Genomic DNA, 25,547 nt, shown 5'->3' on the forward strand with positions numbered 1-25,547 from the left:
GCTGCAACGTCGTCGTCGAGGGTGAGGGCGACCTCTCGTTGACCGTCGCTCATGAGCTCGCCCAACGAATCGAACAGGCCGGGAAACCTGCCGTCATCCTCTATCTGGCTGATTTCGACGTCAAGGGCTACGATATGCCGGCGAACATGGCGGGCAAACTCGCGTGGCTCCACCAACGCGGCGACCTCGAGGAGTGGGTCGTCATCGAACGGCTGGCCGTGACGAAATCCCAGATCGACGATCTCGAGCTCCCGCGAAAGCCAATCGAGGAGAGTTCGGCGACAGGGACCGGTGGCGTCGCGTACAACCGTCGTATCACCGAGTGGGAACAGGAACACGGGGCTGGAGCGACCGAGTTGAACGCCCTCGAGCAACATCCCGACGAGTTCCGACGGATCATCCGTGACGCCCTGGAGCGATACACCGACCCCGACCTGCCGCACAAGAACGACCGGCGCGGCGACGAGTGGGAACGCGACGTCGAGACGATCGTCGACGAGCGGCTTCGCGACGCCGGCGTGAACGACGACCTCGACGACCTCGAGGCGTGGGTCGAGGACTTCAACGAAGCGTACGCCGACGTCGCGGATGTCTTCGAGCGCCTGCGCGGCATGATGGACGAAGATTCGCCGATCGGCGAGTGGGAATCGATGGTCCAAGAGGTGCTCGCCGAAACCGAGTATCCCGTCGCGACCGTGCCAGAGGGAGACGCCGCGTTGCCGACGGATCCGATCTACGACTCAGGGCGGTCGTACGCTGAGAACAAAGCCCGGATCGATCGGTATCGAGCATCGGAGTAGTCGGGGAAACGTACTAGACAGACGACACCAAGATCCAATCATGGAAACGTACACGTGCAACGGCTGTGGCGACGAGTTCGAAACGAAGCCGAACTACCTCGCTCGAAACACGGTCTGTCCAGACTGTTTCGAGTTTCCGGACGTCCACTACGACGAGACACCAGATCCAGACTACTCGATCTATCTGGTGTCGTCGACGTCGGCGGGGATGCACGGGGCGTTTCACGGTGCGTACTACCGTGTAGCCGCGAAAAGCGAGCGAGACGCCCGGTTTTTCGCGCGTGCGTACGCTATTCTCGAGGATACTGTCAACCACAACTCGCTCGCTGATATCGAATTCGACGGCGAGCAGGTCGTCCCAGATCACAGCGGCGGCGCGACAGAGATTCGAGCGATGGAACTCCCGATCGCCGAACGGCACGACGGCTACGCCGTGACGAAACTCGAGACACGCAACGGCGACGACTACGAGGATCAGCTCGACTACGGCCCGACGACGATGGACAAACTCCCAGATCCAGACATGACCTACCAGGACGTCCTCATTCACACGACAGAGGAACAGATCGATCACAAACGCGAAGGGAACGTCCCCGACAACCACGAGTGTTACTGGACCGTCAACGGGACACCACAGCAGACACGTGTACTCCAGCGGATCTGGTTCGAAGTTGACGGCCGGATCGTCGCCGCCGGAGAGATTCGGGGCGTCGAAACAGGTCGGATCTGGTTCAGCCCGCTGTGGGACGTCGACCTCAAGCCTCCTGAAGAGCCACCGAATCAGGGCTTCATGTACGTCGAACCGATCGACACCGACCAGCGGACGCCGAATCGAGGGCGCGCATGAACGACTTTCTCGAGACTTTCGCGGGGACGGTCCGGCACTTGAACTGCAACACTTCAGGGTGTCCCGGAAAGCCACTCGGAACACTCGAGGATCGGTATCTCTGTACCCGCTGTTTCAAACGCCGGGCACGACTCATGAATCCGCTGCAACTCGAGACCGCGATCGCCGCCGAATCGAACCCGTTCAACCAGCAGAAACTCGAGGACGCACTTGTGGAGGTCCGCGAGTGGAACGAGGCCTAACACCATGACGAAGCCAGACTTTGCTTTCCGAGTCGACGAAGACGCCCGCTCGTGGGCGCTGTACCGCCAGACAGAAACACAGGAACGTCCCGTGGCCGCCAACACCCGCGAAGAGACGTTCTGGTTCGCGCTCGACCGGGAGGGTGGCAACGGCGGCCGTGACCCCGTCCGTGCGGACTTTCTCGACGCCGTCGGCGCGCTGTTCCTCCGAGCGCCGGCCGGTAGTGACTGGACGCTCGAGCCGATCTTCGAGGCGCTGACCTGGTACGAATCCGAGTGTATCGAGGAACTGCGCGAGCTGCGCAACGAAGCGATGATGAGTCGCGCCCCCGACGAAGACGGTCGCTCGATGCCGAGTGAAGCGTGGGATCTGGTCTCCGCGGGCCGGTCGGCGTTTACGCTGACCGACTCGCGGGCGTTCAAGGCCTGTGATCCGGCTACTCGAGACCACGACCGCGGTGAGCATCCCGACGAGACGGCACTGGCGGACTTCGAATAACCGAGCTACTAATCCGAACCAATGAGACAGATCAATCCAACACAAATAGCGAATCGTATCGGAAGAATCGTCTTTGCAACCATCGTCGCAAGCGTATTCGTCGGCATTCTCTCACAGATTGGCGGATTTACCTGGGGTGAGAGTGCCACAAGTCCGTGGCTCCCGCTCGAGTGGTACATCGACGCGGCATTCGAGATCGCCGTCGGCGTCGTGTTGCTCGCGTTCGTCGTCCCGATCGTGATGGTCGTCTACTGGGGACTCTCGAGTCGGGTTCAGTGGGTGCGAAAATGGCAGGTGATGGGTACCGGAACCGTGTTGGTCGCCCTCGCACTGGCCGGCGTTACGGACGGGCTCACGCTCGAGGTCGTCACCGACACCGTTGCATTCACCGCCTACGGACTGTCGATACTCGCGGCGGTCGCACTCGTTGAAACGCTGTTCGCCGGTCGGCCGTCCAAAGATATCACCTCTAAGCACGTCGCAACCGGGACTGGCGTGCTCGTCGTGGCGTTTCTCGTCCTCGTACCGGTAGTCGCCGTCGGCAGCGCGGCAGCAGGTGTCGTTCTTCCCACCGATGACCCCAGTCCCGTTGACTAGGCATTCGAAGCCGACGGCGAGCCGTACCCTGATTATACCGCAGTGGGATACGAGTACACCGACCTCGATGACCTGGGCGTAACAGACGTCGAGGCAACGGCGGGTGATGAACCGCCAGAGCAGAGCTATTCGTACAACATCTCTGAGACGTACGTCGGCCCCGAGTACGTGGACGTCCAAGCCCACGTCGTCGACGCCGACGAACGCACGGCGGTCGAAGGCCACTACTATTACGAACTCCGCGACGCCGACGGCGAGGCCGTCCACTACGACGGGATCGTGAACAGCGGGGTGGATCACGCAGTTGATGCCGACGACTACGACCATATCCCATCGGCAAGCGTGCCAGAGTCCCGGGAGGGGACAATCGAAATGGAGGGCGTCGAATCGATGTGGGTCTATTTCGACGCCGTGAACGAAGACGGCGAAGTCGAACGGTACATGGTCTATCTCGAGCGGTAGCCATGTACCGCGACCCCAGTATCTTCGACTTCGTACTGTTCGTCGTCGCCGTCGGGCTCTGTCTGTTCTCAGTGCTGTACGACCGCCTCGAGTCCGACCCGGATCCACTCGAGGAACTGCGCGATCGGTACGAAGCCGGCGATATCGATCACGCCGAGTACGAACGCCAACTCGAGTTCCTACTCGACGACCGGAACGACCGGATTCGACACGTCGTCGAGGACGTCAACGGCGTCGGCGAGGAGACCTCGAAGGCGATCGCCCGCGAGTTCGATTCGCTGGACGAGCTTCGGGCCGCCGATCGGGAGCGATTGGTGGGCGTGCCGGGCGTTGGGGAGCAGACGGCCGAGACTGTACTCAAGCGGGTGCAGTGAGACGACCCTAGGTAGGTGAGGCGCGCGAGTTATTCACAGATCCGGCCGATACCCATCCACTGGGAATGTGAGTGGCCCTCATACCGAAGGGGAAAGAAGGGGAGACTATGGCAACAGATTACCGTGCCCGAACAAAAACAGCCGCAATCTGTACCGACTGTGGAACAGCAGTTGCTGCCTGGCTGTTGGAGACCGGTGAAATACAGCGAATGGGGACACGACAATGTTCGTGTGGGAGTTCGTCATTCCGGCCGTTAAAAGTTAGTTCTCCGTAGATCGGCCGTTCCCTGATTTCTGCGAGCGCGTCGACGAGGATTGCCAGCTGAACCCGTGGCGTGCGGGTTCACATACGTATGAAGTTACAGAACCAAGATCATTGCAGCTTGGTAGACAATGAATAGAATGAAGAGGACTATAATAGCACGCATGAGGTAACCAATCAGATTATCCGGTTGTTCGGTGTACATATCGACCAGACTCGGGCCATCCGGTATCGCTGGTCCAGGCTGTTCGGCACCCGATATGCCCTGGAAAATGTCGTCGCCGAACATTCGTTCCATTTCCTTATCTTGGCGATCCATCATGGCCTCCATTTGGTTGTAATCGTCGAAGCGATTCGTGATCTGGCTTACGTACGATGACGAGCAATCGCACGCGTCTGCAATCTCTTTATTCGTCGCTTGAGGATTCTCATACCACGTCAGAAGGATATCCCGTTGCAATTCCGTTTTCCCCGTCCCCGTCTTCACCATAGGCATATCCGTTCACTTTCGATTCAATCAGCAAGAATATTGCGGCAGAATGATAGTCGATGGATCGGTCGCGATCTTCTTTGCAGGCGTCGCGTACGAACGCTATCGGTGACGGACTCTCGAGTCCGTGGCGAATTTTAGTCCGTCAGTTAGGGTTCACTGACGAACGGCTCTATTTTCCATAGTGCGCGGTGATGGCAAGTAGAACGAGAAACATCAAACACAAAGCGAGATATGGAGAAGACGACACAAGGGTGAAAACCTGATCGACTGCAGAGGGATCAGTAGCAGCCTCTGTTCCTGATGATACTGCTGGAGAACTCGCTGACCCCTCGCCCTTGGTGACTGCTGCCGCTCCTGATGCCGTTCTCCAGTCGCAGCGGTTGCCTGTCCCGGATTCTCTGACACCTGTTTAGGTAATGATCCGCCTGCACCCTTCGATTTCGAAGACATGCCTAAGTCATCGAAGGGATACAGTATAAACTCCCTGAATGTACTAACACGGTACTGATTTCGTAAGTACACCAGACTCAGTACCTCACAAAGTATCCTCAGCTAACTACCGCTGAAGCGTGAGTTACCGACGAACCAGGGCTGGACGTGTGCTCCAAAGATCCATCCCGGCGCCAAGAGACGGGAAGGCGTCGCAGTCGGCGGCTAATCGCCGCCGACGCGACGGTGTTGTCACTGGTCGATGAGGCGTACGCAGTCACCAGTTACCGGTGGAACCGGTCATCCGGTGGTCGGTTTGCGGGGACGGCCCGACGCGTTGCGAGGGCCGTCCACGCTGCCCTGGTTACCATGTCGACGAACTCCTCGAAGGGCCACCACCAGAGGCGACGCCCGCCTCGACGGGGCGTCGCCACATATTCCCAGTGCAGGTACCGCCAGACGTTCTGGATCAGCAGGCTGAGGACGATGAACAAGAGCCGTCTCGTTGGATCTTTCGTCGTCGTCGAGATCAGCGTTGACTCGGAAAGCCGGTAGCTTGCTTCGATCCCGAACCGTTTGCTGTAGTGGGATCGGACCTGTCGTGGCTCGTCGACGAACGGCGCGTCGACGGCGTAGCCGTGACGCGCCACCCCGTTCTCACCGTATCGGCCGTTCTTGTACGTACAGTCGATCATCACAGGGAATTCAACGGTCCACTCGTGGTCGCCATAGGACGTCGTGAGATCGTGAGAGATCTCACGACTCCAACCCTGCTCGAGTTCGGCTTCGATCTTGCTGCCCCATTTGATGATTGGGACAATGTACGCGAAATTGTGCGCCTGAAGCAACGTGAGACACTTGCCATCGTAGAAACCGCTGTCGAGGTAGACCGCTTTGACGTCGAACTCGAAGCGACTGACCAGTCCGAGAAACTCAGCGAGGACGTCGCTGGCGGTGTCGCCGTCGGTGAGACGGCGCACCGCCAAGGTGTATCGCTTGTTGTTCACGCGTGCATAGAGAGTGGCGTAGGCGTGGAACGCGGTCGTTCCACGCTTGGCTTCGGAGTGATAGAGACCCTCCGTCTCGTCTTCATCACCGTAATAGGGCCGCAGGTGGAGGTCAGCGACGACCTCCACCTGCTCGGGGAGTGTATCGAGGACATCCTGTTGAAAGAGTGTGTTGCCGGTCGATTCGACAGTTTCGAGGTCGAACTTGGTGCGCAGATGATGGAGGACGTCGTTGCCGGAGGGAGACTCGTCGGTCTTCTCGCAGAGTGAGGAGATCGAGGTCCCGTCGGCGGTCGCGCCGACGAGGACCTCGAAGATCTCTTCTGGATCGATTTCAGCGTTCTCGCCGAGCTCAAGCGAGAACGCGCCGGTGAGAACGTTGACGAGAAAGTTAAGGAGCTGGTCCTCGTGGATTTCATCGTCTGCTTGCTGTTGTTTGGTAGGCACATTCGCAGCAAGCAGACGTTTCAACTAACCAGCTTTGTGAGGTACTGATACTTGTTTCACGCTTTCATGGGATAGCAGAATTTCCATCGAGTCAACAGTGCAGTTTGGTCAACGTCAGACAGTTGAGCGCGGGTGCAACAACCGGACCCCAGTTATAGCACGGTCATCATGGGTTACACTGAATACCGTGGGGGGTATACACACGATCACGTGAATTTTGACAATGATTCAGGATCGTCTCATCGGCGAGATTCAACCACAAAAAGCGACGCCTGTTGCCTCCGAAATCGGATCGGACGACGGTCTCTTTGTTAGTGGATTCGGAAGAGTCGGCTACCCAAAGGCGATCCCTCGGGCCCTTGCCCGTAGCGATCGCGATCTGAACCTGACGATCGTCAGCGGGGGTGTCGTCGGCGACGAGATCGACACTGACCTCGTGGAGCAGAACGCCATCGACCGTCGCTACGCGATACAAACAAGCTCCGTAATACAGGATGCGATCAATCACGGCGCCGTACAGTACAGTGATCGACATCTTTCGCGCGTCGGTCTCGAGGCTAGGACTGGCCACTTTGGCGACCCCGATTGGGCCATCATCGAAGCCATCGCCGTGGGGGATGGGTGGCTCGTTCCATCGGCATCGATAGGAGCGACACCCGCTTTCGTCGACGCTGCCGATAACCTGATCGTAGAACTCAACGAAGCACAACCGCTCGAACTACAACACTTCCACGACATTTACCGGCGTGAGTTACCACCGGACCGGTCACCGATCCCGCTCACGGAACCGGGTGGCCGGATCGGAAGCCGAAAAGTCACGTTCGACTCTGACAAGTTACACGCGGTCGTGCGGACGTCTCGGGAGGACAGTTCGTACGAATTTCGAGAACCGACCGGTCGCCATCGGACGATAGCGGACAATTTGATCGAATTCTTGCTCGCCGAATCGGATCGCAACCCGGTCCACACCGACAAGGTCGTTCTTCAATTTGGCGTCGGTAGCCTCGGAAATGCACTAATGGGTTCGATCAGTTCTGCAGATCTGAGCGGACGCGAAGTCGCTTACTTCGGTGAAGTTTTCCAGGACGGCCTCCTCAACGCTCTCGACTCGGGAACCATCTCGGTGGCGAGTGCGACGTCTCTCGCCTTGTCCAAGTCAGGGCGCGACAGATTGTTCAGGAACATCGATCGCTACACCGACAAAATCGTTCTCCGGAATTCGAACATCTCCAACCATCCAGGTCTCATCGACCGATTCGGAGTCGTGAGTATAAACAGTGTCCTAGAGGTGGACATCTACGGTCGCGCAAACGCGACCCATATCGGTTCGGATATCGTCAATGGGATCGGCGGAGGGGGAGATTTCACACGGAGTAGTCAACTCGGTATTCTGGTACTGGGATCGACTGCGAAAGACGGCGAAATATCCAGAATCGTTCCTATGGTCTCCCACCCGGATTACACGGAGCACGACTACTCTATCGTAATTTCCGAACGAGGTGTCGCAGACCTCCGGGGACTTTCACCGACCGAACGCTCGGAAGCCATAGTCGAAAACTGCGCCCATCCGCGCTTCCGTGACGACCTTCGTCGATATCGAAATCGGGCCGACGAAGGCGCTGGACACGAACCTCACGAACTCGACGCATGCTTTTCGTGGCGACGAGACACCGGGTAGACACGATCACTGCACGAGGTGGCTCACACGTCCGTGGTGCACCCCTCGATAGAATTCCGGCCCAGCAGCAGCGTCGAACGGAACCGATAATCATTCGGACAGTTCATACACCACCCATGACAACTTTGCTAGTGAACGTCACCCACATCTTTATGTGTCTAAGCGGTTAATGCGTTTACGTTATGCCCGAACCGGTACCAGGAGTCGAGAATACGTCAGACAGTATCGAAGGCGAATTCGCGAGTCGGTTGGATACACTCGAAGACAAATCCCTCGTCTTTGTCTCTTTGGGGACGCCTAACTCGAAGGAGCTGTACGAGACGATCGATGAGATCCTGACCGACGAATTCGACGTTGCGAGTATCGAGTACTACGAGAAAGCCCATTTCTCACGCCCACTGACCGATGAAGATGTCGAAAATATCACGAGCAACGACGTAGATGGAATCATAGAAGGGTTCGCTCTCTGTGGATCGTGCAATTCCTCCTCTTCGGTGGATTCTATCGCATTCGAGAACCAGGGGATCCCGACGGTTCAGATCATCAGCGAAGATTTCATCGAGCTGAATAGAAAGATCGCCGATAGTTATGGATACGACGAGCTCCCCCTCGTCGCAATCCCGCAATCTACGAAATATGCTGACGAAAACGAGGTGAAGGAACTGTGTCAGAAGATCAGGTGGAGCCTTCGCACGATGTTGACGTGCGAGGAATGTCTCGGTGGAGAATGTTCGATTGATGGCGAAACGCATGCGGAAGCAACGAACTGACTGGTTCACCTACCATGACTAATGCAGCAAATTCTGAGAATTCACTGGAGTTATACGAGCGGCTAGTAGAGGAAAACAAATCGGATGGGCTGCCAGTTCTCGTCCCAGATGACTCCCGAATCGACGATTTTTTTGCAGAAACGCCGCGTGACCCGGCAGACGTCATTTCGGAAATCCCAGCTAATTTCACGGAACTCACCGTGGAAAAACTAGCTGAAGTTTCGGCCATGGCGGGATGTCGGGCCGAATACTTCCCTGTCGTTATCGCGATATTCGAGGCGTTGAGCGAGTGGAATAACCTCCGAGCTGTTACCAGCACGACTGGAGGTTTCTGGATCGCAACGATCGTCAATGGCCCGATCGCGGACGAGTTGGACATCAACTGTGGGACGGGATTGTTCGGACCAGGGTACCGTGCCAATGCGACGATTGGTCGGGCAATTTCGCTCACGCTCTTGGTTGTCGGAGGGGTCTACCCGGGAGAGGGAACGAAGGCGTCACATGGCTATGCGGGCCGATACACGAACTGCTTTGGCGAAAAAGGGGCAAGCAAACCGTGGTCGCCCCTCCACGCGGACATTGCCGATATGGCGCCCGAAGAAAATGCAGTGACAGTGGTCAGTGCCCACGCGCCACACATAACTGCTGAAGGAGCACACGGTGACCGTGAACCGGAAGACATTCTGAAGGCATTTGCCAGACAAGGCGCTCATGCCGGAGCCTGTGCAGCGGATGTCCCAGGGGAGGTCGTATTCGTTCTCTGCGATGACCACATCGATTATGTATCCGACCACTACTCCAAGGAGGAGTTCAAAGAATATATGTACAAAAACTGCCAACTTCCCCATACCGAAAAACCACTATTACGTTCTCCTGGCGATGCGCTCGTCGTAACTGCTGGAGGGGAAAATATATCATCAGTAATACACACATTCACGTATACAAATGATGAGGCAGTGACAAAACCCATCGAACGATAGCTTGGGGGTTTAGATGCTAGTATGAACGGCTGACTGTCGAATATCCCTCTGTTCGGTCCAAGCCTATACGGTAGCAGGTCGGCTCGCTTGTACTGACATAAAAACAGTGATTTGATTACACTCGTCGATGACAACGGTTCGACCGAACGTACTTACCGACCTGCTCGATGAAAAGTGTCGACAGGGTCGCCCCTAGTCTCCCGACGACTGTTCGCGTAACAGTTCGTGGAGGGTGTAGGCCACGTAGTAGTCCGTCCAGACGAGTTCGTTGTCGGTCGCGTACTCGCTGGGCTTCGCGTAACAGCCGTGCAACACCATTCCCCGCGTCTCGTCGTCGCCCATATCGACGTACTCCTCGACCAATCAGTTGCTACTGAACTCTAGAGGACTTTGCGACGCGACCAAAGGTTTAGTGGTTCTTTCTACTTTCTTACCTCGTCGATCGACGTCGCGACGTCCTCCGCCTGGATATCGCTGTAGGCATCGTGTGTCGTCTCGATGGAGTTGTGCCGCAACGCCTTTTGTGCCAGTTCGGAATGGCCTTTTTCGTACAGTTCGGCACCGAGCGCCCGCCTCGCACCGTGGGGCTGGAGGTACTCTGCATCACCCTCGAGTTCGATCCGGGCCTCGCCCGTCAGTAGTTTCAGGATCTGCCGACCGGCCTCTTTGGTGATCGACGGCGGGGCGATCTCCCGGTCGCGAAGAATCGCGTCGATATCGCTACCCGGTTCCGGTCGCTCTCCCGTGGCGTCGTCGACAGCCTGGTACTTCGAGGCCGCGTGACCGGTCGGGAACAGCGGCCAGTCGTCGGTCGGCGGCTTCTGGACGCGTTCGAGACGCGAGAGTGCGTCGTGAGCGGCTTCCGTGAGTCCGACGGGTTCACGGATCCGTGACTTCCCCAGTACCTCGAGACGGCCACGCTCGAGGTTGACGTCGCTCCACAGAAGACCGTCTCGTTTGTCGTCGTTTGGGTCGCGAAAGAGTTCGGCTCCACGGAGTCCGAGTTCCGCGAGCAGGATAACGATGGTACGGTCTCGATAGGCGCGCTCGAGCGGTACGTCGATGGTTTCCTTTCGAGCCATGCGAAGGCGTTCGTCGGCGTACTCGAGCAGTCGTGTTCGCTGTTCTGTCGTCCAGAACTGCGTCTCTCGAGTGGGTTCATCTTCGGGAAGGAACTCTTCGGCGCGTTCGGTCGCCGCTGGGTTCGTGTCGAGTTGTTCGTCGCGAACGCAGAACGACAGGAACGCGCGGACGTACGCGAAGTATGTGTTCGCAGTCGACCCGGCAATCTCCTCGTTCGTGTGTTTCGTTTTCAGCCGAAGGCCGTACTCGCGCAGGTCGCTCGAGTCCAGGTCGGCGACCGCCCCGATACTTTGCGCTTCGCAGAACGCGGCGAAGTCGTCAAGGACGGGTTTCATCGTCGAGCGACTGCCACCCGACTCGAGTTTGTGCTCGAGGTAGCGCGAAACCATCTCTTCGACGGTCTTCCCCTGGGGTTCGTGGGCTCGGGAAATGTTCCGATTACTCAAGGTCAAACACCGTCCCGTGATTGTATTCGTCAAATTCGAAGTACCAGCCACTTTCAAGTACAATTCGAATACGGCCATCTTCCTTTACGACCTCCGTGATTTCCTCTCCCTCGTGCTGTTCCATACTCTCGCTGGCCGAATCCCCGGGATTTCCTTCTGGCATGATCCTCGCTGTGGGGTACAGCTTCGACCCTAGTAAATCTACTTGACTAAACTCTTCTTTAGTCCAGTCATTTTCGAAGTCTCTCGAAGTGCTGTTTTCAGCATTTTTGATGCGTCTACGAGCCGATAGCCCTTTTCATAAACTCCATATAGCGATATGGAGTTTTTGGAACAAAGGTCCCTCAGGTTCGGAGGATGGCTATTTGTAGGTTAGATTCTCGGCGTCCAGTTCCCCAACCCACCAACCAATAGCCCATTTCAGACGTTCCTTGACATGAAAATCGGACAAGCGTGAGGAAATTCGTGTATTTTGGTGCTGCTGAATAGGGTTGTCACTCCCGATCAGCAGACTCAGCGAGTCCTCGGCCGGTCAATCGGGTGGAATCAACGCTGAGATGACGATCTCGACACATTCGCCCGCGGTCAACACGGGCGCATAGTCCATTTCACCGTTAACATCAGCTTTCAATAGGAAGTCGGTGAGTCGCCAGATATTGTACAGCAGCACGGCAAACACGAAGTAGAACAGCCGAACCAGATAGTCCTTCGACGAGGTCTTTGCGAGAAAGTCATTCTTGATGGATTTGTATTCGTTTTCGATCTGCCAGCGGCGGCTGTAGCGTCGACAGAACGTTTCGGCCTCGTCCGGGCTGACTCGAAGATTCGTCGTGAAAACGGTCGTCCCATCCCCTTTGGTTGAGGGCACATACAGGAAATGCATCGAGTGGCTCCCCTCCTCAACGTGAACGGACGCTGATTCTACAGCGACATCTTGCCCGGCAGCCTCCATCGTCTCGATTACCTCCCGCTCAGTACTGTTGATTCGCTTCGGGATGAGATAGTTTACCCCGTGATTTGACAGTGTCTGGATCACCCGCTGGGAATCGAATTCCCGGTCACAGAGTACCGTCTCGAGAGGGACGCGTTCCTTCGCTCGCTTCACCAGTCGTCGGACGACGCGGTGAATCTGGTTCGGTGGATTCTCGTCCCACGCGGAGCTCTCTCGGATCGGCTCCACGCCGAGTACGAGCGGGATGTTCTGGCCGATGATCGACAACGTCGCGAATTTGAACGCTCGGCCCTCCCTATCTTTCGTCCCACTGATCATCGACATCCCCTCGACATCACCGTAGTACAGAACGGTCGTGATGTCAATAGCGGCTGTTACCGGCCGGCGAAAGGACACTTCAGATTCGATGACCGAAAGAAGCCGGTCGGTCGCTTCATCGAATCCTTCGATGAGTGTCTCCAAGTCAAACTGCTTGATCGCCCGGCGGTGAGTATCCCCGTGCGGACCGTAGTCGTTCCCATGCCGATATTGGAAGCGGGTTGCGCCCTGTGGCGTCCCACAGCCGACCATCCCCATGAACGTTTGTAACTCGAAGAATTGCGTGTCCTCATACGTAGCATTCGCGGCGCGACCCGAATCGAACTCGTTGAAGCCGTGGTCCCGTGCGAGGCGCGTGGTTCGGTGGATTTGTTCGTCAGTGAATTCTTGACCAGCTGCCTCGTCGTCCTTGGTAGAACGATTTCCTCATCGACATCACTCTTCGGCCGGACAGCAGGAGCTGATAACTCCCGGTCGTGGACCTCTTTGACGGCGAAGTGGGCAGTACTCCGAACGAGCTCTCGGACACCGTCATCGAAGCGATTGCGCCATGTTCGAGACAGCACGGATTCACCAGGGATGTGATCCAGCTCAAACGGCTCGGCAAGTTCTTGATATCGAGCCAGAGCTCGATAGCTCTCTCCCGTAATCTCCCGGTAGATGAGAAGTCGAACCATCCCGAGAAACGAGTCCGGAGCGGGGTGCCACTCTGGATAGCTATCATCGAGATATTTGGTTCGAATCGTACTCTCAGCGATGCTCGATGGCAGCGAGTTGTCTACTTGAAGCTGTTGAGTAATTTCGATTCCCGTGTGGGTGTCGGTCATTCGGCAGGCACGGTCTGAGAGCGGGTCCAGTGAGTCCTTCATCTATTCTACCATTGTTAACAATACTATAAGGTATATAGATAATTATAAATAAGATCTGCTCTAGAGTTAATAACAGATGAGTCGCAAGACGATTCCCGTCACCGTGCTGAGCGGCAACCTCGGCGCGGGCAAGACGACCGTGCTGAACAACCTCCTGAACACGCGAACGGACCGGGACATCGCGGTGCTGGTCAACGATATGGGCGAGGTGAACGTCGACGCCGAGCGCGTCGCCGAACACTCCGACATCTCCGAGAATGACGAGAATCTGATCGAGTTGTCGGATGGATGTATCTGTTGTGAACTCCGGGGAGATCTGCTCGACGCGCTCGCGAAGCTTGCGGAAACCCGCGAGTTCGACTATCTCTTCATCGAGTCAACGGGCGTCGCCGAGCCGCTTCCCGTCGCACAAACCCTCACCATGGGGTTCGACCAGGGAGATCTCGACCCCACGGAGTTCTACGAGGAGACCGGTATCGAGGTGATGGACTACTACGAACTCGACACGACGGTCACCGTCGTCGACGCCCACCAGTTCTGGGCGACGTTCGACTCGACGGAGTCGCTCATGGACGGCGACACGGAGAAAGACCTCGGGAGTCTTCTGGTCGAACAGATCGAGTTCTGTGACGTCCTCCTGTTGAACAAGTGCGACCTCGTGGACGAGAAGACACTCGATGAGATCGAAGAGATGATCGAGGTACTCCAGCCGCGAGCGGCGGTCATCCGGACGGAACACGGTGTAGTCAATCCGGAAGCGGTCGTCGATACGGGTCGGTTCGACTTCGAAGCAGCGAGTCAGTCCGCGGGCTGGATGCAGGAACTCGAAGAACCTCACGCCTCGGCGGAGGAAAAACACGGGGTCACCTCGTTCGTCTTCGAGTCCCGCCGACCGTTCCATCCGGAGCGGTTTGCTGACCTGTTGGACGACTTCCCGACGAACGTCGTCCGCTCGAAAGGCCACTTCTGGCTGGCGGGACATGAGGAGATCGCGTTCGGCCTTGACATCGCGGGACAGTCGATTCGGCTCACACCCGCTGGAACGTGGCTTGCGACGCTTCCGGAGGACGAACAGGCGCAGTACTTCGAGGCACATCCCGAACTAGAGGAGAACTGGCATCCCGAGTACGGCGACCGAGCTTCCCGGCTCGTTATCATCGGCGCCGACATGGACCACGATGCACTCCGCGCAGATCTCGAGACGGCCACGTTGACCGATGAGGAGATGGATGCTGACTGGGATGCCTTTGAGGATCGTTTTCCGACGTTCGAAGGCGGCGAAAACGCCGAGGAACCCACTGCCCAGGGCACCCAGCGCACCGACGATAGTGCCGAGGAGGTCGGCCTCGCTGATTGACGATGTCGTCGCCACGCTCGCGCTTTCAGACAGTCCTGATCAAGCGGATCCGTCCCAACCTGTCCTTCGGCGCCGAGAAACCCGAGGATTTACAACTACACTTTCATTACTACAAATTCGATTGATAATGTGGATAGTAGGGTCCGATCGATTGCGGAATGACGACACCTGTTACGAGCGGTCGAGAACCGCACATGTTCGCCGAACACCGTTTCATACCGGGTGGACTCGAGCGAGCGGCCGCGGTGACAACTGCGGCGGCTCGGGACGTCGCGACCGACGACGTATCGATTGCGCCCGTCGCTCGTGTGACCGCGTTCGAACGCAATCGTCAGCTCCCACCCGGTACTAACTCCGATGCTGCGTGCCTTCCTCGTCCGGTTCGGATCACTGTCGTCGGTTCTCCTCGGCGTCTCGCTGATCACGTACGGATTCGTATTTCTGACGCCCGGCGATCCGGCGTATACGATCCTCAGAGAGCAACGCCAGAGCCCGCCATCGGAATCCGAGGTAGCGAGCTTTCGCGCCGAACACGGGCTGGACGACCCGTTCCTCGTCCAGTACGTCTCGTGGCTCACTGACGCACTCCGGGGCGATCTCGGTGTGTCGTACTACCAGTCAGAATCCGTCACGTCACTGGTGCTTACGTACCTGCCGAACACGCTCGAGCTCGCGCTGGCGGCGACGGCCGTCTCGCTAGTGCTTGCCGTTCCGCTGGGCGTACTCAGTGCCGTCCACCGCGACACGTGGATCGATCACACGAGCCAGATCGCCGCCCTGGTCGGTGTTTCGATGCCGAACTTCTGGCTCGGCTACCTGCTGCTTCTCGTCTGTTCGCTCTGGCTCGGACTGACGCCCGTCGGCGGCGCCGGCACGCTCGGTCATCTCGTCTTGCCCGCAATCACGCTCGGCACCGGGATGGCCGCGATCGTCACCCGGCTTGTCCGCACGTCGATGCTCGAGGTCCTCGAGGCCGACTACGTCGATACCGCACGCTCTAAGGGCGTCCACGAACGGCTCGTGATCTACAAGCACGCGCTCCGGAACGCCCTTATCCCGGTCGTGACGATCATCGGCCTCCAGTTCGGATACGTCATTAACGGCGCCGTGATCGTCGAGACCGTCTTCCAGCGGCCGGGGCTGGGGACGCTGCTCGTGGACGCCGTCTTCGCCCGCGACTACCCGATCGTTCAGGGCGTCGTACTGGTGACGGCCGTCGCGTTCGTCGTCACGAACCAGTTGGTCGACCTCGCGTACGTCGCGCTCGACCCGCGCGTCGAACGAGGTGAGCGCCCGTGAGTGACCAGGACCGACTCGAGTGGCGGGGCCGACTCGATCGGTGGCGGCCCGAGATCCGAACGAACACCGCGATCCGACTTGGCGGCGGGACCGTGGGACTGCTCGCGATCGTCGCTCTCGTCGGCCCGCTCGTCTCGCCGTACGATCCGACAACGCAGGCGCTCGAGACCCGCCTGCAGGGGCCGGCGCTCGCCCACCCGCTCGGGACCGATGCGCTCGGGCGCGACGTGGCAACCCGACTCGCGTACGGCGCACGCGTTTCGCTCGCGCTGGCGGTGGTTGCGACGACGATCCGCGTCGCCATCGGGACGACGATTGGTCTGCTCGCGGCCACCGGCGGCCGGTTCGTCGACGCCCTTCTGATGCGGCTCGTTGATATCCAGCTGGCGTTTCCCGGGCTCGTACTCGCGCTGGTGATCGCTGGCGTGCTTGGGCCGAGCCTGCGAAACGTCGTGATTGCGCTCTCGGTCGTCGGCTGGGCATCGTATGCGCGGATCGTCCGCGGGAGCGTCCTCGCGATCAGGGACCGGCCGTTCGTCCAGTCGTCGAAGCTCTACGGGACGCCGCGCCGCCGGCTCGTCCGGCGACACCTGTTGCCCCATGTCGTCAGTCCGGTGCTCGTGCTGGCGACGCTAAACCTCGGCACCGTCGTCCTCGCGGCCGCCGGCCTCTCCTATCTCGGCCTCGGCGCGCAGCCACCGACGTCCGAGTGGGGCACGATGATCGCTGGCGGCCGGAACTACCTGCGCTCCGCTCCCTGGCTCGTCACCGCGCCCGGCGTTGCGATCATGCTGACGGTCGTCGGCTTCAACCTGATCGGTGACGGCCTGCGAGACGAACTGGATCCCGACCACCTCGACGACCGCAAGCGACGGCGAACCTGATCAAAACGACGACTTTGAACACGACTATGACACGAACCAACACACTCGAGATCGAGAACCTCCACGTTCACTTCGACACCGGATCCGAGACCGTCCGCGCGGTCGACGGCGCGTCGTTCGCGATCGAACCCGGCGAGATCGTCGGTCTGGTCGGCGAAAGTGGGTGTGGCAAGTCGGCCACCGCGTGCTCGATCGTCCGGCTCGAGTCGCCCGGCGAGATCGTCGACGGGAGCATCCGTTACGGCGACCGAGAACTGACGACGGCCGACGAGCGGACGCTCCGCCGGCTCCGCGGCCGGGAACTGGCGATGATCTTCCAGGACCCGTCGACGACGCTGAACCCGGTGTATCCGATCGGCGAGCAGATCGCCGAGGCGCTACGGATCCATCGTGACCCGGACCGACAGCCGCTTTCAACGGAACTCGCACACGGTGTGAGTCCCCGGCTTCGTTCCTCGACGCTCCGCTCGGAGGTACTCGAACTCATGAAGACGGTCGGCATCCCCCGGCCGAGCGAGCGGATCGACGCCTACCCCCACCAGTTCAGCGGCGGAATGCGCCAGCGGGCCATGCTCGCGATCGCGCTCGCCCGGCAGCCGTCGCTGCTGATCGCCGACGAACCGACGACCGCGCTGGATACGACGACCCAGGCGGCGATTCTCGAGCGGCTGGCCGCGCTCAACGCCGACCACGGAACGGGGATGCTGGTGATCAGCCACGACTTCGGCGTCGTCTCGCAGCTCTGTGACCGGATCGTCGTCATGTACGACGGCGTTGTCGTCGAACGAGGGACGACCGAGCAGCTCCGCTCGAGCCCGAAACACCCCTACACGAAGGCGCTGCTGGACTGTCTCCCTCGTCACGCCGATCCCGACGCTCGGCTCCCGACGGTCGAGGAAGCGCCGCCGAGCGAGAACTCAACCCTCGAGGGGTGTGCGTTCGCCGATCGCTGTCCGTTCGCGATCGAGGAGTGTTGTGCGGTCGATCCGCCGAGCGTTTCGGCCGGCTCCGGCCACGACGTGCGGTGTGACGTACCCGACGCGCGCGAGGCCTCGCTCGAGGCGATGCGAGACCGGCAAGCGCGAGCGGCCGCCGCGACCGATGCGGGCGAGACCCCGACAGAACCGCGCTCGTTGGCCGTCGACGGCGGCGCGACCGTACCCGCGGACTCGACGGGCGATTCGCCGAGCGAGCAGCCGAGTTCCGGCACCGGCGGGGGCGCGGAGCCGGTCATCGCCCTCGAGGGTGTCGCGAAGTCCTTCCGGGCGTCCGACACGCTCCTCGGCCGCGTCTTCGGTGCCGACGACCGCATTCCGGCCGTCAGGGACGTCTCCCTCGAGCTCCGGTCTGGCGAGACCGTCGGGCTGGTCGGCGAGAGCGGCTGCGGCAAGTCGACGCTCGCGAAACTGCTCGCCGGCCTCGAGACGCCCGACGAAGGCACCGTTCGCCTCCGCGGTCGGTCGGTCGGCGGTGTCGGCGATCGGACGAACGACCAGCTGTCCGAGATCGGCGTCGTGTTCCAGCATCCGGGCGCGAGCCTTAACCCCAAGCGGACGGTCGGGAAGGCGATCGACGAACCGCTGGTCGAGGCCGGCTGGTCGCGCTCGCGCCGAGAAACACGGATCGCGACACTGTGCTCGCTGGTCCGCCTCTCGCCCGAAATCATCGACCGCTACCCCGGCCAGCTTTCCGGCGGCCAGCGCCAGCGGATCGCGATCGCCCGCGCGCTCGCGCTCGAGCCGTCCGTGCTCGTGCTGGACGAACCGACGGCCGCACTCGATGCGTCCACTCAGGCGACGGTTCTGAACTTGCTGGCCGATCTGCAGGCCGACCTCGGCCTGACGTACCTGTTCGTCTCACACGACCTCGAGGTCGTGCGCCACGTCGCCGACCGCGTCGCGGTGATGTACTGCGGGCAACTCGTCGAAGCGGGGCCGGCCCGCGAAACGCTCTCTCGGCCGACGCATCCGTACACGCAGACGCTGTTGAATGCGATTCCGGGAGCCGAGCGGAGCGAGGAATTTGCGGACCGAACGGACGCGCTTGCGGGCGATCCACCGAGTCCTGCAGCTCCGCCTTCGGGCTGTTCGTTCCATCCCCGCTGTCCGGTCGCCGAGGACGACTGCTCGCGGGTCGAGCCGGCCCTCGAGGCCGTCGACGGCGATGGCGATGTCCGGTCGCGCTGTCCGTACGCGGGCGAGTGGCGTGACAACCGAAACCCGGCCCCGAACGGATCGTGCGACGCGCGCCGCGAGGACGACTCGAGCGCGTTCGATGCCGTTTCCGACACCGGTGAATCAGCGACTGACTCGATCGAAAGACTCGAAATCGACTAATGAAGGAGACGAAACTCACGATGGACCGACGTACTGCACTGCAAACGACGATCGGCGCCGCGACGCTCGCCGTCGCGGGCTGTCTCTCGAACGATCCCGACGACGCCGACTTTCGCATCGGGGCCCCGTGGAAACCGAGCCGCGATCCGCTCGACGGCGGGAGCCAGATTCGCCGTCTCGGCATCACCGAGGCGCTGGTCGGCGTCGACTACGACGCGAACCCGACGCCGGAGCTCGCGACCGAGTGGGAGCGGCTCGACGAGCACCGCTGGGAGTTTGCGCTCCGGGAGGACGTAACGTTCCACGACGGCGAGCCCCTGAACGCGGCGGCCGCCGTCGAATCGCTCCGACGGACCGCAGATACCACCGCGTTCACGGACGTCCCGATCGACACGATCGAGGCCGTCAACGAGGCGACCGTCGCCGTCGAGACCGAGACACCGTTCACACCGTTGCCGGCTCACCTCTCGCGTAACGAGGCAGTGCTGCTCAGCCCCGAGGCGATCGATGGAGACGGCTCGATCACCGAACCGGTGAGTACCGGTCCGTTCGTCTTCGATAGGTTCCAGCCCGGCTCCGAGCTGCGAGCCGTCCGCAACGACGACTACTACGGGGAGCAACCCGAGATGGAAACCGTCCGCTACGAGGTCATCGACGACGACCAGACGCGGCGGATGAAACTCGAGAACGGCGAACTCGAGATGGCCCGCATCCTGCTCCACGAGATGGTCAGTGCGCTCGAATCAACCGACGGGATCGACGTCTACACGCCCAAGATTCCGCGGATCAGATCCCTCACGTTCGACACTCAGTCGGAGCCGTTCGACGACGACCGCGTTCGGCGGGCAGTCGATCACGCGATCGACCGGGCGGCAATCACCGAAGGGATTCTCAACGGTATCGACGATCCCGCCGTGGGGCCGTTCTCGCTGGAACTGACGGAGTGGGCGAACCCGAACCTCGAGACGGACCTGTCCGATCCGGATCGCGCCCGGTCGCTGCTTTCCGAGGCCGGCTGGACGACCGACGGGGGCGGCGACGTCCGATCCCGCGATGGCGAGGACCTCTCCGTCGAAGTACTCACCTTCGACGCCCGGAGCCTACCGCTGATCGCCGAGGTGCTACAGGACCAACTCGCAGCGGTCGGGATCGATCTCAATGTGACGGTCATGGAGTACTCCGCGATGGTCGATCGGGTCGGTCAGAACTCCTTCGACATCTATCTCACGTCCTGGGGGACGCTGTGGTATCCCGACCCCGACCGGCTTTCGGACATGTTCCACTCGGAGGCCGCGTCGCTCCACCACGGCTACGAGAACGAGCGTGTCGATACCTTGCTCGAGGAGGCGCGCAAACTCGGCGACCGCGAAGCGCGACAGGAACGCTACCACGAAGTCCAGTCGATCGTCCTCGAGGACGCGCCGATTACGGTGTTGACGAACTACTCGAACGTCGTCGCGACCACGAACGGGGTCAGCGGCTACGAACCCCACCCAACGGAATCGCGGTACGGACTCGAATCGATTACGCTCGAGGAATCATGACGCGATCCGAGCAAACGGAGGACGCCATCAAAGCGGCCGTCCGAGAATACTGGGACAACCGTGCCGATTCGTTCGACGACGACAGTCAACACGGCATTCACAGCGACGCGCAACGCGAAGCGTGGCTGTCGGTGCTGCGTCTGTGGACGGGTGAACCGACGAAGCGGGTCCTCGATGTTGGCTGTGGCACCGGCGTAATCTCGTTGCTGTTAGCGGAGCTCGGCCACGACGTCACAGGTGTTGATTTCGCGCCGGAAATGCTCGAGCAGGCGCGAACAAAGGTCGAGCAGTCGGACCTATCCGCCACGTTCCAACACGGAGACGCGGAGAATCTAGCCCGGCCCAGTGACACGTACGACCTGGTGACGGCACGTCACCTCATCTGGACGCTCCCCGAACCGGAGCGCGCGATCGATGAGTGGCGACGTGTCGTCCGCCCCGGCGGGCGGATCGTCTTGATCGAGGGGCACTGGGATTTCGACGAGACGTTCGAGGGCTACGAGGAGATCCACGACGACCTGCCGCTATACGACGGTCGGCCGCTCGCAGAGCTTGCGGCGTTCCTCGGAGAGCAGGGCCTCGAGAACGTCGAGTACGAACCCCTAGCGGACGCTGAGCTCTGGGGACAGGAGCCGAATTACGAGAAGTATATTATGGTCGGCGACGCGCCCGAGTGACAGTCCGTTCGTCAGAGCGCGACGGCCGCATCACGGACGAATACTCCCCCCCTCTGCGTTCCGTTAGGCGTTCTCGACCCGCTTGAGAAACGAGACGAGTGCGTCGAGGGCCGTCTCGAACACTGCTTCGCCCTGTTCGGCCGACGCGTCGGTCGCATCGCCAACCGCGCCGTTCTCGCTGAACTCGTCGGTGAACTGGCGGACGACGCCGCCATCGACCGTGTCGTTCCATGCGGAGGCGTCACCGGCAACTGGCTCACCGACATCGTCTGGACAGAGGTGGAGTAGCACGGCTGTCTCGAGTTCGCCTGCGTGACCGACGTGCTCGTCGACGGCGCGCATCCACTCCCAGAGGAACGCATCGAGTTCGATAGCTTCCGCTTCGGTCACCTCGCGGGCGAGGTGCGAGAGGGTCTCGCCGTTGCCGCCGTGACCGTTGACGAAGACAACCGTCTCGACGCTCGAGTCCGAAAGCGACTTCACGACATCATGAGCGTAGTGACGGAGCGTCTCCGTCGACACTGACAGCGTCCCGGGGAAACGATCATGATAGGGCGCGACGCCGACCGGCAGCGCTGGGAGCACAACTGATTCGCCATCCCACGCCCGATCGGCCTCGCCGGCCATCCGCTCGCGCGATAATCGTGTCGGTCCCGACAGGCGCGTGCGGACTGTGCTGTTCCGTACTCCCGGCGGGAACGAGCGCTGTCGTCGGTGCCACTGCCTCGATATCGGCCCAAGAACTCGTCTCGAGTTGCATGAACGACACCATCGACGGGACCGATTAAGTGACTTCGATTACACCCCGACGAGAGCTGTTTCGACCTCGAGAACCGGGAGATCGCCGTAGCCGAACGTGACGTCGTCGACGCTGATGATGGGGCCCACGGACCGGTCCGTCTCCGGAGTTGCTGTCGTCATCGGCAGTCGTCGAGGTCGACGAACGAGTCACCGTACGCTGTTATCCATGTCGTCGATCGATCCGGAACAGCCACGTCCGGCGGATAGATCGTACAGATAGGCCTGTGACATGGACCAGCGACCAGTGCCATCAATCCTGAGCGCGGACGATCGGACGGCCTGGGTTCGGCGTTTCCGTACCACTCCGGTTCGGGGTCGCCAGACGTGGAATCGGTCATTCTGCGTGGAAGGCCGTCGCGAGCGATTCGAAGTTGACATTCTCCATTATCTCGACGTAGCCCCAGTCCTCATCGGCCCACTCCTGGGTCTGTCCGGGAATCGGCGTCAGCGGCAGGATTTCGGTGGCGTCGGTCTTCTTGACGAGCTGATTCGCCGCCGTTTTGGATTCAAGCGGGTCCGCACAGACGTACTGGAGGTCGTGCTCGGCGATGATTTCCTGAGCGCGCTCTCTGTCCTTCAGTGTTGGCTCGTCGTCGGGAGAGAGTCCCGTCAACGTTTCGACCTCGAAGCCGTAGCGCTGGCCGATATTCACTGTTGTTCACCGACGACGAAGCGCTGTTCCATTGGAGGCTGGGACCACTCCATCGTCCCTGGGAACGGATTCTCGAACGCGTTCCAGTCGTCGTTCATCTCCGTCTCCGACAGGAGGCAGTCGTCGAGCGTGTCGACGATGGCGGACTCGTCCATCCCAGCACCGATGAAGACGAGTTTCACTTCGCGGTCACCCCACTGCTCGTCCCAGTGGAGATCCGACCGCGAGTCACGGTAGGATTCCCGCTGGAACTCCGGAAGTGTGACTGCCCACCGACCGTTGACCTCGACGTGAGTCTGTGTGCCCGCCTGACTCACCCAGTGATCAGCCTTTCCCATCCTCGACAACGACCGCTAGGAGAAATCCCATATAGACATTGACGACTGTATCGACGGCATGTTGACCACCCTTGAGCGGGTGGAGGGACCACTCACGACCTTCAACCTCAGTACGCTCACGATGACTTCCGTAACTTGTATTGCGGAGATTGTCAAGTGAGGAATTCGGGTTCGACTCCGTGAACGAATACACTGGCGATGACCGGGGAGAGACAAGCAACGGCCCGACGATACGCATATCCACCGAGAAACCGGATCACCAGCACAGCGGTCGTCGGGTGGGCACCCGTAGTCGTAGGGAACACTCGGCGAATCAGGGCAACCTCGTGCAGCTAAGCGTACAAGTAACTCAGCTACATATACACAGAAAAGGCTACCCCGATCATGGCTCAAGTACTCACTTAAATGTACAGCCGATCGTTCGCTTGGCTCGCCGGAATGACCCTTGCAATCGTGCTCTTCATCGGAAGCTTCCTTACCACAGTGACAGTTGCTGGTATCGTAGTTAGGCCGACAGAGTAACGGTAACAAACAGTGTCAATAACCCCTTCCTCGCCTCGAAGAGCAGCCTAATCAACGACCTCGAGAATCTCTGCAAAAAGTTCGACATTGGCGCCTACGAGGTGGCCGACGCGATCGGCCTCAACGATCGCATCGGCGAGCAGTTCCTCCGCAGCGGCGTCGGCTGGGGCAGCTCCTGTTTCCCAAAGGACGTCACGGCGATCACGGCTGCCGCCAAAAACCAGAACTACGAGCCCGTGATGCTCGAGGCCGCCGCGGAGGTCAACGACCGCCAACCCAAGCGTCTCCTCGCTCTCCTCGAAGGCCACGTCGACCCCGCTAACAAGCGAGTCGCCGTCCTCGGACTCGCCTTCAAACCCCGGACAAACGATATCCGGAACTCCCGCGCGATCCCGGTGATCGAAGCACTCCAACAGAAGAACGCCGACGTCGTCGCCTACGACCCCGCGCCGCGGACAACATGACGGAACGCTTCCCCGAGATAGAGTACGCCGACAGCGCAGCCGCGGCGCTCACAGACGCCGACGGCGCCGTTGTCGTCACCGACTGGGACGAGTTCGCGACGCGCGACGACGAGTTCGACGCGATGGCCACGCCAGTTGTCGTCGATGGCCGTCGCATTATCGACCCCCCGGAAAACGTCGTCTGCGAAGGGATCACCTGGTAGGCTGGTCAGCAACCCATCGCTCCCTTTCGGAATACGAACGGGACGTCGCGGTCAGCCGGGCGACCCGCGAGTGCATCGTAGACCTCGAGGTGGCCACTGCGCCGTAAAAGTCCAATGTAACCGCTACCGGACATAATATCAATTAGAGGTAGAAAGCCTAATACACGGCGATACAGTAGTGGTAGTAGAGGATATGAACTATGGGGTTAAACAAAAAGTCCGAGCGAGATATGGCAGAGGATGTGAAAAATAATAAAGATTTGTATGAAGCACTCGCAGACAAAGATGACGACAGTGAGTAATTCGTTGCTCTTCTCACCCGACTTCTAATACGTCATTGAAGTAATCAAGCCACACCTCATAGAGTTCATCTCGCTCATAGAGAGTATCAAGGTGGATTGGTGGAATTTTATGACGCACTCGATGAGATTCATCGCGTGCTTCCATTGTCCGATCAATTGGCCAACCTCCAATTCCAACGCCATTTTCGCGGAGTAATTTTCGAAGAAGTGCCATAGCAGTCCTGTGATTTGCATCCGGGAAAAATGTTTCCCAACTACTGCATGCATCCAGAGAGCACATTGTTCTACAAGTGGTTCACAGGTAGGAAAATCGTCAAGAATCCGTTCAATATCGCCGTTTCGCACCCGCCAAATTTCTGCACGGAGTTGCTTCTTCGTTTGATGATCAAGTAGATCGTAATGCGTATCCCCCCATCAAAAAATTTGTATTCCGTAATTTGAAGTTCTCAGGTTCTATTGAAGAGAGGTCTGTTATTTGGGGACATTCACTACACATCCGAATATCCGCAGTTTGGTGCTAGTCTCTTATTAGTCCATGGTAATTTTTCGCCTCACGTTGTCGAGCCCACCGACGACATCGTCTCCGAGGGGCTAACTTGGGAAAAACGCCGGC

Annotated in this window: 27 protein-coding genes and 3 pseudogenes; 17 read left to right on the forward strand and 13 right to left on the reverse strand. The window is 59.6% G+C overall.

Annotated features, from left to right (window positions below):
* Nucleotides 1-38: 38 nt before the first annotated feature.
* The 7 genes from ACSFC7_RS06015 to ACSFC7_RS06045 are packed head-to-tail and all read left to right on the forward strand — an operon-like array spanning nt 39 to nt 3,821.
* Nucleotides 39-800: a hypothetical protein gene (locus ACSFC7_RS06015; RefSeq protein ID WP_436346833.1), complete on the forward strand. Its 762-nt coding sequence runs from the start codon at nt 39-41 to the stop codon at nt 798-800.
* Between the two features lie 40 nt (nt 801-840).
* Complete coding sequence (locus ACSFC7_RS06020) at nt 841-1,647, forward strand: hypothetical protein (protein WP_436346834.1); 807 nt, start codon at nt 841-843, stop codon at nt 1,645-1,647.
* On the forward strand, nt 1,644-1,889 hold the full coding sequence (locus ACSFC7_RS06025; protein ID WP_436346835.1) for a hypothetical protein: 246 nt from the start codon (nt 1,644-1,646) through the stop codon (nt 1,887-1,889). Before ACSFC7_RS06020 ends, ACSFC7_RS06025 begins: the two co-directional genes overlap by 4 nt.
* A gap of 4 nt (nt 1,890-1,893) precedes the next feature.
* Nucleotides 1,894-2,388 (forward strand): hypothetical protein, encoded by a 495-nt coding sequence (locus ACSFC7_RS06030; protein WP_436346836.1) that lies wholly within the window; start codon nt 1,894-1,896, stop codon nt 2,386-2,388.
* A 21-nt stretch (nt 2,389-2,409) separates the two neighbouring features.
* Nucleotides 2,410-2,985, forward strand: coding sequence for a hypothetical protein (locus tag ACSFC7_RS06035; protein WP_436346837.1), 576 nt, complete (start codon nt 2,410-2,412; stop codon nt 2,983-2,985).
* A gap of 42 nt (nt 2,986-3,027) precedes the next feature.
* Nucleotides 3,028-3,447 carry a hypothetical protein gene (locus tag ACSFC7_RS06040; protein WP_436346838.1) on the forward strand — a complete coding sequence of 140 codons (420 nt, stop codon included), beginning with the start codon at nt 3,028-3,030 and terminating at the stop codon, nt 3,445-3,447.
* Nucleotides 3,448-3,449: 2 nt separating this feature from the next.
* Nucleotides 3,450-3,821, forward strand: coding sequence for a helix-hairpin-helix domain-containing protein (locus ACSFC7_RS06045; RefSeq protein ID WP_436346839.1), 372 nt, complete (start codon nt 3,450-3,452; stop codon nt 3,819-3,821).
* Nucleotides 3,822-4,180: 359 nt separating this feature from the next.
* Here the strand turns inward: ACSFC7_RS06045 and ACSFC7_RS06050 are convergent, their stop codons facing one another.
* Together ACSFC7_RS06050 and ACSFC7_RS06055 are read right to left on the reverse strand one after the other, a co-directional pair.
* Nucleotides 4,181-4,573: a MarR family transcriptional regulator gene (locus ACSFC7_RS06050; RefSeq protein WP_436347911.1), complete on the reverse strand. Its 393-nt coding sequence runs from the start codon at nt 4,571-4,573 to the stop codon at nt 4,181-4,183.
* 716 nt (nt 4,574-5,289) lie between these two features.
* Nucleotides 5,290-6,459: an ISH3 family transposase gene (locus tag ACSFC7_RS06055; protein WP_436346840.1), complete on the reverse strand. Its 1,170-nt coding sequence runs from the start codon at nt 6,457-6,459 to the stop codon at nt 5,290-5,292.
* 223 nt (nt 6,460-6,682) lie between these two features.
* Here ACSFC7_RS06055 and ACSFC7_RS06060 point away from each other — a divergent pair, with 223 nt between their 5' ends.
* From ACSFC7_RS06060 to ACSFC7_RS06070, 3 genes are all read left to right on the forward strand, one after another.
* Nucleotides 6,683-8,137 (forward strand): acetyl-CoA hydrolase/transferase C-terminal domain-containing protein, encoded by a 1,455-nt coding sequence (locus ACSFC7_RS06060; RefSeq protein WP_436346841.1) that lies wholly within the window; start codon nt 6,683-6,685, stop codon nt 8,135-8,137.
* Nucleotides 8,138-8,319: 182 nt separating this feature from the next.
* Nucleotides 8,320-8,907 carry a UGSC family (seleno)protein gene (locus ACSFC7_RS06065; protein ID WP_436346842.1) on the forward strand — a complete coding sequence of 196 codons (588 nt, stop codon included), beginning with the start codon at nt 8,320-8,322 and terminating at the stop codon, nt 8,905-8,907.
* Between the two features lie 14 nt (nt 8,908-8,921).
* On the forward strand, nt 8,922-9,887 hold the full coding sequence (locus ACSFC7_RS06070; RefSeq protein WP_436346843.1) for a hypothetical protein: 966 nt from the start codon (nt 8,922-8,924) through the stop codon (nt 9,885-9,887).
* A gap of 192 nt (nt 9,888-10,079) precedes the next feature.
* On the opposite strand, the gene ACSFC7_RS06075 is transcribed toward ACSFC7_RS06070, so the two are convergent.
* From ACSFC7_RS06075 to ACSFC7_RS06090, 4 genes and pseudogenes are all read right to left on the reverse strand, one after another.
* Nucleotides 10,080-10,229, reverse strand: a complete 150-nt coding sequence (locus ACSFC7_RS06075; RefSeq protein WP_436346844.1) for a hypothetical protein — start codon at nt 10,227-10,229, stop codon at nt 10,080-10,082.
* 80 nt (nt 10,230-10,309) lie between these two features.
* A complete protein-coding gene (locus ACSFC7_RS06080) occupies nt 10,310-11,359 on the reverse strand; it encodes a tyrosine-type recombinase/integrase (RefSeq protein WP_436347912.1) in 1,050 nt (349 codons plus the stop codon).
* A gap of 49 nt (nt 11,360-11,408) precedes the next feature.
* Nucleotides 11,409-11,579, reverse strand: coding sequence for a hypothetical protein (locus tag ACSFC7_RS06085; protein WP_436346845.1), 171 nt, complete (start codon nt 11,577-11,579; stop codon nt 11,409-11,411).
* Nucleotides 11,580-11,948: 369 nt separating this feature from the next.
* Nucleotides 11,949-13,555 (reverse strand): annotated as a pseudogene (locus ACSFC7_RS06090) (transposase).
* Nucleotides 13,556-13,631: 76 nt separating this feature from the next.
* Between ACSFC7_RS06090 and ACSFC7_RS06095 the strand changes: the two are divergent.
* The 6 genes from ACSFC7_RS06095 to ACSFC7_RS06120 all read left to right on the forward strand — a co-directional run bounded on the left by ACSFC7_RS06095 (nt 13,632) and on the right by ACSFC7_RS06120 (nt 21,652).
* Nucleotides 13,632-14,912 carry a CobW family GTP-binding protein gene (locus ACSFC7_RS06095; RefSeq protein ID WP_436346846.1) on the forward strand — a complete coding sequence of 427 codons (1,281 nt, stop codon included), beginning with the start codon at nt 13,632-13,634 and terminating at the stop codon, nt 14,910-14,912.
* Between the two features lie 357 nt (nt 14,913-15,269).
* Nucleotides 15,270-16,211, forward strand: a complete 942-nt coding sequence (gene nikB, locus ACSFC7_RS06100) for a nickel ABC transporter permease (protein WP_436346847.1) — start codon at nt 15,270-15,272, stop codon at nt 16,209-16,211.
* A gap of 53 nt (nt 16,212-16,264) precedes the next feature.
* Nucleotides 16,265-17,095 (forward strand): nickel transporter permease, encoded by an 831-nt coding sequence (gene nikC / locus ACSFC7_RS06105; RefSeq protein ID WP_436347913.1) that lies wholly within the window; start codon nt 16,265-16,267, stop codon nt 17,093-17,095.
* Between the two features lie 26 nt (nt 17,096-17,121).
* Nucleotides 17,122-19,431 carry a dipeptide ABC transporter ATP-binding protein gene (locus tag ACSFC7_RS06110; RefSeq protein WP_436346848.1) on the forward strand — a complete coding sequence of 770 codons (2,310 nt, stop codon included), beginning with the start codon at nt 17,122-17,124 and terminating at the stop codon, nt 19,429-19,431.
* Nucleotides 19,431-20,975: an ABC transporter substrate-binding protein gene (locus ACSFC7_RS06115; protein WP_436346849.1), complete on the forward strand. Its 1,545-nt coding sequence runs from the start codon at nt 19,431-19,433 to the stop codon at nt 20,973-20,975. Before ACSFC7_RS06110 ends, ACSFC7_RS06115 begins: the two co-directional genes overlap by 1 nt.
* Nucleotides 20,972-21,652, forward strand: a complete 681-nt coding sequence (locus ACSFC7_RS06120) for a class I SAM-dependent methyltransferase (RefSeq protein WP_436346850.1) — start codon at nt 20,972-20,974, stop codon at nt 21,650-21,652. Before ACSFC7_RS06115 ends, ACSFC7_RS06120 begins: the two co-directional genes overlap by 4 nt.
* Nucleotides 21,653-21,715: 63 nt before the next feature.
* Here the strand turns inward: ACSFC7_RS06120 and ACSFC7_RS06125 are convergent, their stop codons facing one another.
* The 6 genes and pseudogenes from ACSFC7_RS06125 to ACSFC7_RS06150 all read right to left on the reverse strand — a co-directional run.
* Entirely contained in the window at nt 21,716-22,279 is a 564-nt protein-coding gene (locus ACSFC7_RS06125) for a creatininase family protein (RefSeq protein WP_436346851.1), read from the reverse strand.
* Nucleotides 22,197-22,424 (reverse strand): creatininase family protein, encoded by a 228-nt coding sequence (locus ACSFC7_RS06130; RefSeq protein ID WP_436346852.1) that lies wholly within the window; start codon nt 22,422-22,424, stop codon nt 22,197-22,199. The genes ACSFC7_RS06125 and ACSFC7_RS06130 overlap by 83 nt, the downstream gene beginning before the upstream one ends.
* Before the next feature lie 26 nt (nt 22,425-22,450).
* On the reverse strand, nt 22,451-22,573 hold the full coding sequence (locus ACSFC7_RS06135; RefSeq protein ID WP_436346853.1) for a hypothetical protein: 123 nt from the start codon (nt 22,571-22,573) through the stop codon (nt 22,451-22,453).
* Complete coding sequence (locus ACSFC7_RS06140) at nt 22,570-22,791, reverse strand: DUF7511 domain-containing protein (RefSeq protein WP_436346854.1); 222 nt, start codon at nt 22,789-22,791, stop codon at nt 22,570-22,572. Before ACSFC7_RS06140 ends, ACSFC7_RS06135 begins: the two co-directional genes overlap by 4 nt.
* Nucleotides 22,788-23,105: a metal ABC transporter solute-binding protein, Zn/Mn family gene (locus ACSFC7_RS06145; protein ID WP_436346855.1), complete on the reverse strand. Its 318-nt coding sequence runs from the start codon at nt 23,103-23,105 to the stop codon at nt 22,788-22,790. The genes ACSFC7_RS06140 and ACSFC7_RS06145 overlap by 4 nt, the downstream gene beginning before the upstream one ends.
* Nucleotides 23,102-23,422: pseudogene (locus ACSFC7_RS06150) on the reverse strand (GTP-binding protein); the annotation flags it as partial. The pseudogene ACSFC7_RS06150 and the gene ACSFC7_RS06145, both read right to left, overlap by 4 nt.
* Before the next feature lie 560 nt (nt 23,423-23,982).
* On the opposite strand from ACSFC7_RS06150, the pseudogene ACSFC7_RS06155 reads away from it, so the two are divergent.
* Nucleotides 23,983-24,632: pseudogene (locus ACSFC7_RS06155) on the forward strand (nucleotide sugar dehydrogenase); the annotation flags it as partial.
* A 315-nt stretch (nt 24,633-24,947) separates the two neighbouring features.
* On the opposite strand, the gene ACSFC7_RS06160 reads toward ACSFC7_RS06155, so the two are convergent.
* Entirely contained in the window at nt 24,948-25,148 is a 201-nt protein-coding gene (locus tag ACSFC7_RS06160; RefSeq protein WP_436346856.1) for a hypothetical protein, read from the reverse strand.
* Nucleotides 25,149-25,547: the final 399 nt, after the last annotated feature.

This window comes from Natronorubrum halobium, assembly GCF_051351675.1.
Classification (GTDB): domain Archaea; phylum Halobacteriota; class Halobacteria; order Halobacteriales; family Natrialbaceae; genus Natronorubrum.